The organism is Gelidibacter sp. (assembly GCF_039916245.1).
Taxonomy (GTDB): Bacteria; Bacteroidota; Bacteroidia; order Flavobacteriales; family Flavobacteriaceae; genus Gelidibacter.
Genome location: NZ_JBDSLS010000092.1, coordinates 1 through 11,701 on the forward strand (window position 1 = coordinate 1; position 11,701 = coordinate 11,701).

Genomic DNA, 11,701 nt, shown 5'->3' on the forward strand with positions numbered 1-11,701 from the left:
GTCTGGCCTATAGTTTGGAAAAGGAATTGCCAGAATTGGGTGCGCCTGACGATTGGCAAATTGAATACAAATGGGATGGCATCAGAGGACAAATTGTGAAACGAAACGACGAGATTTTCATTTGGTCCCGAGGCGAGGAATTGGTCACGAGTCAGTTCCCTGAACTGGTATCTGCGATGGAAACTTTTGAGGATGATTTTGTCATTGATGGTGAAATATTAGCGCTAAAGGACAATGCTGTACTATTATTCAATGATTTACAAAAACGTCTGAATCGAAAAAATGTCAGTAAAAAGATGTTGGAAGAAATTCCCGTAGGATTTTATGTTTATGATGTTTTGGAATGGAATGGAAAGGACATTCGCATGAAACCTTTAAAGTTCCGTCGTGAAATTTTGGAAAGCTTATTGACTTCTGAATGGTTGCCGAATCCTATTGTCATTTCTGAAATGATTCCATTTAAAAATTGGAAGGATTTGGATGCGATTAGAAATCTAGCGCGCGATTTCAACAGTGAAGGTTTAATGCTGAAACAAAAAGAATCGCCGTACCACACGGGGCGAAAAAAAGGGGATTGGTGGAAATGGAAAGTGGACCCGCTGACCATCGATGCCGTTATGATTTATGCACAAAAGGGAAGTGGCCGACGCAGTTCAAAATACACCGATTATACCTTTGCGGTTAAAAAAGACGGCGGCTTGGTAACCGTGGCCAAAGCGTATTCTGGCTTAACCGATGTGGAAATCACTGAAATCTCAAAATTTGTCAATAAAAACGCCATCGAGAAATTTGGCCCAGTTCGGACCGTCAAACCGGAATTGGTTTTTGAGATTGCCTTTGAAGGCATCGCTTTTAGCAACCGTCATAAATCGGGTGTGGCTCTGAGGTTTCCTCGAATTTTAAGATGGCGACGTGATAAAACCGTGGATGACATTGATACCATTGAACAAGTGAAACTTTTAATCACGAACCCCAATTGAAAAACGTTCAGGATACCCCAGGCTATGCTATTGTTGCCAATTGGATGAAGGAAAAAGGGCAGGAGCCTTTCGATTTTCAAGTGCAGACTTGGAATGCTTATCACAACGGTAATAGCGGCATGGTCGTCGCGCCCACTGGATTTGGAAAAACATTTTCCGTGTTTTTGGCGGTCATTATTGATTATTTGAATCAGCCAGAAGCCTATAAAAAAGGCATGAAATTGCTGTGGATAAGTCCGCTACGGTCCTTGGCCAAAGATTTGGCGAAAGCCATGACCATTGCGGTCGAAGAAATTGGTCTGGATTGGGAAGTAGAAGTCCGAAATGGCGATACGCCGCAAAAAGACCGCCGCCGTCAGGAACGTTTGATGCCCGATGTATTGTTGACCACGCCAGAAACGCTTCATATTCTGTTTTCACAGAAGAACAACTCACGATTTTTCAAAGATTTGCATTGCGTCGCCGTGGATGAATGGCATGAATTACTAGGCTCCAAACGTGGTGTATTGACCGAATTGGCACTCTCCCGAATATTATCCCTTTCAAAAAATGTTCAGATTTTCGGGATTACCGCGACCATAGGAAATTTGGATGAAGCGCAAAACGTGTTAATTCCCTATAAAAATATCAAGACCAAACGGATTGTCGCCAAGGAAAAAAAGAACATTGAAATTATAACCGTTCTGCCCGACGAAATTGAGGTTTTGCCCTGGGCAGGGCATATGGGCGTTAAAATGGTTTCTAAAATCATTCCGATAATTTACGATAATAACACGACGCTCATTTTTACCAATACCAGAAATCAGGCAGAGATTTGGTATCAGCAAATTTTAAAGGCAGAACCTGATTTGGCTGGCCAGATTGCCATTCATCACGGCTCCATTGATGCCGAATTGCGCAATTGGATTGAAGATGCGATTTCTGACGGGCATCTGAAAGCAGTGGTTTGCACCTCGTCTTTAGATTTGGGCGTGGATTTCAAACCGGTGGATTGCGTCATTCAAATTGGTTCGCCCAAAGGGATTGCGCGCTTTATGCAACGTGCGGGAAGGAGTGGGCATTCGCCTTACGAAACTTCGAAAATCTATTTTGTGCCCACGCATTCGTTGGAATTGATTGAAGCTTCGGCCTTAAAACAAGCAGTAAAAGATAAGCGTATTGAAGCCCGAGAACCGATGGTGCTGACCTTTGACGTGTTGATTCAGTATATGGTCACTTTGGCTGTTGGCGAGGGTTTTAAGGAAAAGGAGTTGTTTGAAGCCATTCAAAAAGTGCATGCATTCCATTATATGACTCAAGAGGATTGGTATTGGGCGCTGCGGTTTATTACCGAAGGTGGCAACACCCTAAAATCCTATGAAGAATACCACAAAGTGATTTTGGACGACGATGGCTTGTATAAAGTGAAAAGCAAACGGATTGCGATGTTGCACCGCATGAATATTGGCGCCATCGTCAGTGATGCGATGTTGAAAGTCAAATTCATTTCAGGCGGCTATGTTGGGATGGTGGAAGAATATTTTATTTCCAAATTAAAACCCAACGATCATTTTATTTTGGCCGGACGTGTTTTGGAAATGGTGATGATTAAAGATATGACCGTTTTAGTAAAACGCAGTAAGCGAAAATCAGCCATCACCCCGAGTTGGTTAGGAGGCAGATTGCCATTATCTTCGTATTTAAGCCAGTATTTACGAGATAAGCTATCAGAATCCTTACATCCAAAAACGACAGAAAAAGAACTCCAATTTTTACATCCGCTGATTTCTCAACAGGAAAAACATTCACACATCCCCAGAAAAGATGAATTTCTCATCGAATTGATTGAAACCAAAGACGGGCATCATGTGTTTATGTATCCGTTTGAAGGCCGCTTGATTCATGAGGTCATGGCAGCCTTAATCGCCTATCGCTTAAGTTTGATAAAACCCTTGACTTTTACCATCGCCATGAACGATTATGGTTTTGAGTTATTGAGCGATCAAGCGATTCCCATTGATGAAAACAATATCAAAGATATATTATCCAAAGAAAATTTAATGGAAGATGTGATTGGCAGTATTAATGCTTCAGAAATGGCCTCACGTAAGTTTCGGGATATCGCCGTTATTTCAGGTTTGGTGGTGCAAAGCCAACCTGGAACTCGCAAAAACAACAAAAGTCTGCAATCGTCATCGGGATTAATTTTTAGAGTTTTGGAAGATTATGAGCCTCAAAATTTGTTGCTACGTCAAGCTTATACCGAAGTTTTCAACGAGCAATTGGAAGAAGCCCGCTTAAAAGAAGCTTTCGAACGCATTTCTAAAAGTAAACTTATTCTTAAATTTGCAAAATCTTTCACCCCATTGAGTTTTCCAATTAAAGTGGACAGTTTGCGACAATCGCTGACCAGTGAAGACTTGGACGCACGCATCCGTCGGATAAGGGACGAGGTAATGAAGCAAACGCAACTATGACGATTAGTACCAAGGACATCTCCATTCATAACGAAGTTTTTACACTAACCAATCAGCGGGCATTGTATTGGGAAAGGGAGAAAACCTTGGTGGTTTCTGATTTGCACATTGGCAAAACCGCTCATTTTAGAAAGGCAGGTATTCCGATTCCATCTGTTATTTTGGATAAAGATTTAAAGCGCTTACAAGGTTTGATCGATCATTTCATAGTGGAAACTGTTCTAGTGGTGGGCGATCTTTTTCATGCAGAAAACAATACCGATATTGATCAATTTCAAAGCTTTATAAATGATAATTCCATGGTTAACTTTGAGCTTATCAAGGGTAATCACGACCGATTAAAGGATAGTTTTTACGAAGCGATGGGCATCGTAATTTTTAAAACTCATAAGGAGGTTGGTGCTTTAAGGTTTGTGCATGATGAACAACACTGTGACACGAAGACCTTTTGTATTTCTGGCCATACGCATCCTGGCGTTACGATAAAAGGCAAAGGAAAAGTCTTCATTAAATTGCCATGCTTTGAGGTTTCTGAACAGCGATTGATTCTTCCTGCTTTCAGTGAATTTACGGGATTGAATACCAAGCGAACGGTTGAAGAATCGACCTGTTATGGTTTTACGGAGAAATCTGTATTTGAGATATAATTTCTCGTTATTGCGCACCACCAAAATCTGATTTAGCGTTATCTTTAAATTTAAATCACTATTGTCAGATAAAAGAACCAAGACACTTCGACAAGCTCAGTAACCGCCACTGCGTTGATAGTAAAGTATTGAAAGCATTGGGCTTAAAGTTTAAGGCCATGTCCAAATTCGCAGATTTATGTAAGCGTTTGTAATAAAGAATAGAAGGAGTGTATAGATGAACAAAACTTAAAAAACCTCTATTTATAGAAGGGAACGCAAAGTGCTGCAAGTATTAATCGGACAATAATAAATTTAAATCTAAAGGGCATGAAAGATTTATTCAGAGCGCTTCTTGCAGGTTGGGGAGCAAAAAAAATAGGTGGTGGTAAATGCGGATGTATTGGTACCATTGTCGTATTTCTTATTTTATACTGGCTTCTAGGCTATGTTTTTAAAGTGTTTTAGATAGGCTTTTGATTTTTTAAGGCTAAAATTTAAATTTTACAACACTTAATTCATGTGAATAATTACTTTAACTAGTGTTCGCAATCTGCTTTAAGACAGACTAATAACACTTTGTCATTATTGATGTTTGTTGTAAAGAAAAGATAGTGCTCGCCACCGTCTTTAATTTTTAAGGTTTTACGAATATTCTGAACTGCTTCAGGAAAATTACGCGTGGTAATATTCGCTTTTTCGATGGAAAGCTTTTTAAGTGCTTTCTTATTATAAGGAACGGTTTTAATGATTTTAAATGCTCTTCCGGGGAATTCTAATAAGTTATAACTCGTATATAAATGCGAATGCTTGTGAAGTTTACTGACGTTGTAAGCGGTTGTTAACGAATTAAAACCTCCCGACTTCATAATGGCCGAGTTTGGCTCATACAGATAGGCGAGTGGTTCGCTATAGATGGTTTCAATCTGAGATTCATCTGCCATAAAAAACTCAAAATCTTCAGAATAATCGTTCATAATATTGGTCGTTTTGATGGCAATCTGGCCAGAAAAACCCCGTTCTAAAGTCCATAACAATTCTTTGACCTCATTGTTAACGGCGACAATATGAATGGATTTCACATATTTCAGTTCATTGGTGCCTAAAGTGATATCTAATAAAGGCGAGGTTTTTATGAGGATGTTTTTGGACCGTGACCATATCAATTCTAAATGGTCAGGAATATTTGGCAAACAATCTTTTAAAAAGAACACTTTCCCTTTGCTTTCATGACGTCGCGAGGGATCAACATAAATCCAATCGTACGTTTTTGACGAATGTTGAAGCTCTTCTAAACCATCTGTAGCGTAGGTTTTAATGTTACTTACTTTTAACATCTCAAAATTATGTTTTACCATTTTGCTGAGATCCGCATTCAATTCGCAATGCGTCACCTTTTCAAAAGTTTTGGCAAAATAATAGGCATCCACACCAAAACCGCCGGTCAAATCAATAAGCGATTTGCCTGAAATCAAACGGGACTTATACGCCGCTGTAATTTCTGAAGAAGTTTGTTCAATATTAAGCTTGTTGGAATAATATATATTGGGCTGCTGGAACCACGTGGGTAATTTCTTTTCGCATCTGCTTTTTGCCTCAATCTGTTCCACCACTTCTGCGACCGACACCTCCTCAAAAGGAACACCTTTTAGAATCAGCGCCGTAGGATCAGTTTTAAGATTGTGGTTGATGTAATCTTGAACATCAGGATGTAAAATAGCAAAATTCATGACCTATAATTTACCGCGAAAATACCAAAATCAACTTAAAGGTTCTTGGTCAATTGCTTTACAATTTTATATTCGGACAAAAACTCCTTTGATATCACTTTAATCGTGGTATAAACGGGAACGGCAAGAATCATACCTGGGATACCGGCGAGTAAGCCTCCAGTTATAATTACAATAAAAACTTCTAACGGATGAGAACGAACGCTCTGGCTGAATATGATTGGTTGCGAAATAATATTATCAATAAGTTGTGCAATGCCTACGCCTATAAGGACTTTAATCAAAAGTGGTAATAAATCTGACGAAAAATCAACGCCAAGATTGTTCGAAATCACCACCAAAATCATGACTGCACCGCCAAGAAGAGGCCCTAAATAAGGAATTATATTTAAAAAAGCACAAAGAATGGCAATGGCCAAAGCATTTTTAACATCTAAATTCAGCAATAATAAAAAGTAGATTATAGCGATAACAGTCGTTTGAATTAACAGGCCGATAAAATAACGGGACAATAATTCCTTCACCTTATCCAAAACTCTCAAAAACCGACGTTCTTTACCTTCATCAGCAAGTATAGCTACGGTTTTTGTCATCATACGCTCATCTTTAAGCATGAAGAATGAAATGAATAAAATTGAAAAAATGCCAATTATAAAAGAAGCGATATTATTGACAAAAACATCAACAAAACTCTCAATAAGCTCAGAGTCAAAGTTTCGAGCAAATTCCGTGCGTTTAAAGGCCTCAATGATATTAATCTTTTCGACACCAATATATTCGCTAGCCTGAATATTCAATTCATTCAGATCTTTTTTGACCATTTCGAAATCAATTTCTGAGATGCTTTTGCTTTGCTCGAGAATTATGGGAACGAACAGCCATAAGATCAGCGCAAACAAACCACCGATTAATAATAAGGTGATTACCGCGCCCAGAGTTTTTCCTAATTTCAACTTGTACTTGAAAAAATGAACCACTGGTCTGAAAATAAGTGAGATAACTCCCGAAATAAATACATAGAGTATTAATGACTGAATTTTATAAAGAAAGAAAAGGAGTAGGGCAATGCCAAATACAACGCCTATGGCTTGTAAAATTCCTTTAGAAATCGTTTTTGCTTTCATTTTTTAAATATAAATCAAATATGTCATGTGGTAGCAAGAAAAATTAACGTTATTGAGAAATACGTGCTCAAATAATTAAAATACAATCATCGCATTAGCTGCTTGGTAATTTCATAAAGCACAATACCAGCGGCCTGTACTACGTTCATGCTACTATTTTGTCCAAACATATCAATATGAACAACATGATCAGACAATTCTAAACAGCCTTCAGAAACTCCAAAGTTTTCATCGCCAATCAGAAGTACTAAGGGTTTAATCGTTGAAAACTCCATCTGAGACAGTGATTTACTGTTGCTCGCAATCTCCAAGGCAATAATTTGATAACCTAAAGTTTTAAGCTTGTTTAAAACCACTTCAGCAGTTTCGCACCATTCAAAATCGACATATTTCTCAGTGCTTCTCGAGGTTTTCGTCATCTTTCTACCCAAAGGAATAGGGCTGCCACAAAAGATTAATTTTTCAATTCCAAAAGCATCCGCAGTTCTGAAGAGACTTCCAACGTTGGCCGCATTAGTCACGTTTTCGCACACCAAAGCGATTGGGGATTTGCGCTGATTAAATTTTGAATTGTAATGGGTGAGTTGCATGTGATTAACGATTGGAGATTAGCGATTTTTGATTTTTGAAGTAACTCGGACGCTTGGGAACGATTGGATTGTTGATTAACGATTGTTGATTTTTGAAGTAACTCGGATGCTTTTGGAACGATTGGATTGTTGATGTTTGATTTAGAAAGGTGTCAGTTTTTACTGGTTTTTTGACGCGCTCCCAGAGGGTTTTACGTATTTACATGTCCGATAGCAGGGGCGATATTTTTTGTCTATCATACCTGTGTTCTATCCGCCATGTTCTCAACGGGCACGCTCGCAGAGCGTGTTTACGTATTTGCGAACATTACATTCATTATGAGGTTAATTTATGTCTCCCATCTTAAAGTCTATCATCTATATTCTATTCTCTTTATTTTCTATTTCTAGTTTTCAAAAACATACTTAATAATATTCGCGCCCATTTTCAATGCTCTTTCCCGAACTTCAAAAGGATCGTTGTGGACTTCTTCATCTTCCCAGCCGTTTCCTAGATCGGTTTCATAAGTAAATAACAGGATCAAGCGGTCGTTTTCAAAAATACCGAAGGCTTGAGGTCTTTTACCATCGTGCTCATGAATTTTGGGTAAGCCTTCAGTAAATTTGAAAGCAGAACTAAAAATAGGATGCGTTTTTGGTAATTCGACCAACTCCTTGTTGGGAAAAACTTTTTTCAGCTCCTTCACAAGATAAGGTTGCATGCCGTAATTGTCATCAATATGTAAGAATCCACCAGATAAAAGATAATTCCTTAAGTTTTCAATATCGTTCTCGCTAAAAAACACATTACCGTGTCCCGTCATATGCAGGAAGGGATATTGGAATATTTCAGGACTATCGGGCTCGACCGTTTGTGGTTTGGAATTGATTTTGGTGTTAATATTGGCATTACAGAAAGTAATTAAGTTTGGCAAAGAGGTTGGATTTCCATACCAATCGCCGCCGCCTTTATACTTTAAAACGGCAATTTCCTGGGCATAACCTGTGGCATTTACGCAAATGGTAAAAACCAAAAGCGCAATAAAATGTATTGATATTTTAAAACTGAATGTCATGTGTCAAAAGTATAAATAAAAAAAGTAATGTCCGGTAAAAGAATCAAGACCACTGCGTTGATAGAACATAGAATATAGACTTGTGCCGTAAAGCATTGAAAGCTTTGGGTTTAAAATTTAAGGTCTCTCAAATTTCGCGATTTATATAAGCATTTGTGGTAAAGAATAGAAGAAGTGTATAGTTGAATATTAGAATTAAGAACCAAGCCTGATACCATAAAACATTGAACAATTTTAAGAAGAGATGTCGCTCCTCTGGAGCTTATTGTCCATCTATCTATTACATTTAATCTATTAATATGGCGCTCCTATGGAGCTATGAAGATTAAGGAAAATATCATGTTGATTTAAATTTCTCTTTGCGACCTTAGCGGAAAACCATTGCGAACATTGCGTTTAAATAAAAGCTTGATGGTTTAAACGGAAAGAACACAAAGTCCAGCGCAAGGGACGCAATGAAAATGACACTTCGACAAGCTCAGTGGCCGCTACTTTGACAGGCACAGTGGCCGTTGCTTACTTCGACCGAGCTCAGTACAAGTTGTTATTAGAATTAAGAATCAAGCCTTAAACCATAAAGCATTAAACAATTTTAAGAAGAGATGACGCTCCTCTGGAGCTTATTTTCCATCTATCTATTACATTTAATCTATTAATATGGCACTCCTATGGAGCTATAAAGATTAAGGGAAATCTCATGTTGATTTAAATTTCTCTTTGCGACCTTAGCGAAAAACCATTGCGACCTTTGCGTTTAAATAATAGTTTGATGATTTAACAGCAAAGTACGCCAAGTCCAGCGCAAGGGACGCAATAAAACTGACACTTCGACAAGCTCAGTGGCCAATACTTTGACAAGCTAAGTTAGTGTTAGTCGTTTGCTTCGACCAAGCTCAGTACAAGTCGCTATTAGAATTAAGAACCAAGCCTGAAACCCTAAAACATTGAACAATTTTGAAAAGAGATGTCGCTTCTCTTGAGCTTTTCGTCTATCTATAACATTTCATCTATTAATATGGCGCTCCTATGGAGCTTCTCTGAATAAGAAATTGCTCTTTAGATGAGTTGAAATTTAAATGGGATTTACTTTCTATAATAATAATAATAATAGCCACAGCGTGGCGACATCTTAATAGAAAATATAGATTATCGCATTTGAGCTCCAGAGGAGCGATATATAATTAATGTGTAAACAGCAGATTATATATACAAACGATTAGAAATCAATAGTATCTTTTTTATTGCCTCATAATACTTGTTTATAGAGACTTAATCTAATTTACATAAAGTATTTATTCATTACAAAAAGTAACGCTATGACAAGCAACAATAGCAGCAGTTTCTGTTCGTAAGCGTGTATTTCCCAAGGTCACAGGTTTGAATCCTGAGGCTATGGCTAATTTGATTTCAGCAGAACTAAAATCACCTTCAGGGCCAATTAATATGAGCACATCAGCACTGGGCTGTAATGCGTTTTTTAAAGATGTTCTTTCTGTTTCTTCGCAATGCGCGATAAATTTTTGACCGTAGAAAGGATGAGCCACGAAATCGCTAAAAGAAATCGCTTCCTGCAGTTCTGGCATATAATAATGCAGCGATTGCTTCATGGCCGACTGTAGAATTTTCTCAAAACGATCATTTTTAATGGCCTTTCGTTCACTATGGTCGCATATAATAGGGGTGATGGTGTCCACACCAATCTCTGTAGCTTTTTCTAAAAACCATTCGTAGCGATCGTTCATTTTTGTTGGTGCTACTGCTAGATGCACTTTATAATTTCGAGAAGGTTCAAAGGATTTGGAAAGAATAATCGCAGTACAGTTTTTTAAGTCTGCAATTGTAATTTCTGCAGTAAAGAGCCAACCTTTGCCATTGGTAATTTGAAGTTGGTCGCCACTGCTTTTACGAAGCACTTTGACGATATGTCGGCTTTCGTCTTTTGTAAAAGAAATTTGAGTGGTTAATTCGTCGAGATCTGGGTTATAAAAAAGCTGCATTGTTGCGTCTGTATGATTAAATTTTAAGTCGAGAAGAAGCCGTTACGTTTTGTTGGGCAAAATCGCCTTCCAAAAACTTCAAATAGCCAACAATGGCAATCATGGCGGCGTTATCTGTGGTAAATTCAAATTTAGGAACATAAGTGGTCCATCCAAATTTTTCTTCGCCATCTTTCAACGCTTGCCTAATACCCGTATTTGCTGAAACGCCACCGCCAATGGCAATATGGGTGATGCCCGTTTCTTTTGTTGCAAGTTTTAACTTATCAATCAAAATTCCGATAATCGTGTATTGAATAGATGCGCAAATATCATTTAAGTTTTCCTCAATAAAATTAGGATTGGCCTTTGTTTCCTTCTGAATGAAATAAAGAATGGCCGTTTTTAATCCAGAAAAACTGAAATTTAGTCCATCAACTTTTGGCTTGGTAAACTTGAAAGCCTTCGGATTCCCTAGTTTTGCGCGTTTGTCAATTTCTGGACCTGCAGGATAACCGAGACCCAATATTTTTCCGCTTTTATCAAAAGCTTCCCCGACGGCATCATCGATCGTTTCGCCAATCACTTCCATTTCAAAATGAGACTTGACTTTTACGATTTGCGTATGTCCGCCAGAAATCGTCATTCCCAAAAACGGAAAAGGCGGCTTGCTAAATCCTTCTTCATCAATAAAATGCGCTAAAATATGGGCTTGCATGTGATTGACGTCAATCAATGGAATATTTAAACCGTAGGCCATCGATTTGGCAAATGAGGTGCCAACCAATAGCGAACCCATTAAACCAGGACCTCGCGTAAAGGCAATAGCACTCAGTTGGGATTGATCCACATTGGCCTTTTGCAATGCTTGATGCACCACAGGAACAATGTTTTGTTGATGGGCTCTTGAGGCTAATTCTGGCACCACGCCACCATAGGCTTCATGAATTTTTTGACCCGCAACAACATTACTTAAAATTTTGCCGTTAAGCATTACGGAAGCAGCAGTGTCATCACATGAAGACTCAATTGCAAGTATATAAATATTTTGTGTAGCCATTAATCTATATTAGGCACAATAATTGTTAATTTTGGCTTCAAAGTTATAACTTTTCAAACGTATCAAAAAACTTTTAAAAATAGCATCTAAAATTGTGGCAATAA

10 protein-coding genes are annotated in these 11,701 nt (G+C 38.2%); 4 read left to right on the forward strand and 6 right to left on the reverse strand.

The features are described 5' to 3' along the window. The 4 genes from ABIQ28_RS04560 to ABIQ28_RS04575 all read left to right on the forward strand — a co-directional run. On the forward strand, positions 1–980 hold a 980-nt coding region (locus ABIQ28_RS04560; RefSeq protein WP_348035645.1), incomplete at its 5' end, for a cisplatin damage response ATP-dependent DNA ligase. Beyond that, the gene (locus ABIQ28_RS04565) at positions 977–3,436 is read left to right on the forward strand and encodes a ligase-associated DNA damage response DEXH box helicase (RefSeq protein WP_348035646.1); all 2,460 of its coding nucleotides are present in this window, start codon (positions 977–979) and stop codon (positions 3,434–3,436) included. The genes ABIQ28_RS04560 and ABIQ28_RS04565, both read left to right, overlap by 4 nt. Continuing rightward, positions 3,433–4,083 (forward strand): ligase-associated DNA damage response endonuclease PdeM, encoded by a 651-nt coding sequence (gene pdeM / locus ABIQ28_RS04570; protein ID WP_348035647.1) that lies wholly within the window; start codon positions 3,433–3,435, stop codon positions 4,081–4,083. Before ABIQ28_RS04565 ends, pdeM begins: the two co-directional genes overlap by 4 nt. A 309-nt stretch (positions 4,084–4,392) precedes the next feature. Then, the gene (locus tag ABIQ28_RS04575) at positions 4,393–4,530 is read left to right on the forward strand and encodes a hypothetical protein (RefSeq protein ID WP_348035649.1); all 138 of its coding nucleotides are present in this window, start codon (positions 4,393–4,395) and stop codon (positions 4,528–4,530) included. A gap of 71 nt (positions 4,531–4,601) precedes the next feature. On the opposite strand, the gene ABIQ28_RS04580 is transcribed toward ABIQ28_RS04575, so the two are convergent. The 6 genes from ABIQ28_RS04580 to tsaD form a co-directional block, all read right to left on the reverse strand. Next, the gene (locus ABIQ28_RS04580) at positions 4,602–5,792 is read right to left on the reverse strand and encodes a class I SAM-dependent methyltransferase (protein WP_348035650.1); all 1,191 of its coding nucleotides are present in this window, start codon (positions 5,790–5,792) and stop codon (positions 4,602–4,604) included. A gap of 35 nt (positions 5,793–5,827) precedes the next feature. Beyond that, entirely contained in the window at positions 5,828–6,916 is a 1,089-nt protein-coding gene (locus tag ABIQ28_RS04585) for an AI-2E family transporter (protein ID WP_348035651.1), read from the reverse strand. Positions 6,917–7,002: 86 nt separating this feature from the next. Further along, a complete protein-coding gene (locus tag ABIQ28_RS04590; RefSeq protein ID WP_348035652.1) occupies positions 7,003–7,506 on the reverse strand; it encodes a TrmH family RNA methyltransferase in 504 nt (167 codons plus the stop codon). A gap of 386 nt (positions 7,507–7,892) precedes the next feature. Next, positions 7,893–8,561 (reverse strand): DUF4159 domain-containing protein, encoded by a 669-nt coding sequence (locus tag ABIQ28_RS04595; RefSeq protein ID WP_348035653.1) that lies wholly within the window; start codon positions 8,559–8,561, stop codon positions 7,893–7,895. Positions 8,562–9,853: 1,292 nt separating this feature from the next. Then, the gene (locus ABIQ28_RS04600; RefSeq protein WP_348035654.1) at positions 9,854–10,558 is read right to left on the reverse strand and encodes a 16S rRNA (uracil(1498)-N(3))-methyltransferase; all 705 of its coding nucleotides are present in this window, start codon (positions 10,556–10,558) and stop codon (positions 9,854–9,856) included. 16 nt (positions 10,559–10,574) lie between these two features. Then, positions 10,575–11,597, reverse strand: coding sequence for a tRNA (adenosine(37)-N6)-threonylcarbamoyltransferase complex transferase subunit TsaD (gene tsaD / locus ABIQ28_RS04605; protein WP_348035656.1), 1,023 nt, complete (start codon positions 11,595–11,597; stop codon positions 10,575–10,577). Between the last annotated feature and the right edge of the window lie 104 nt (positions 11,598–11,701).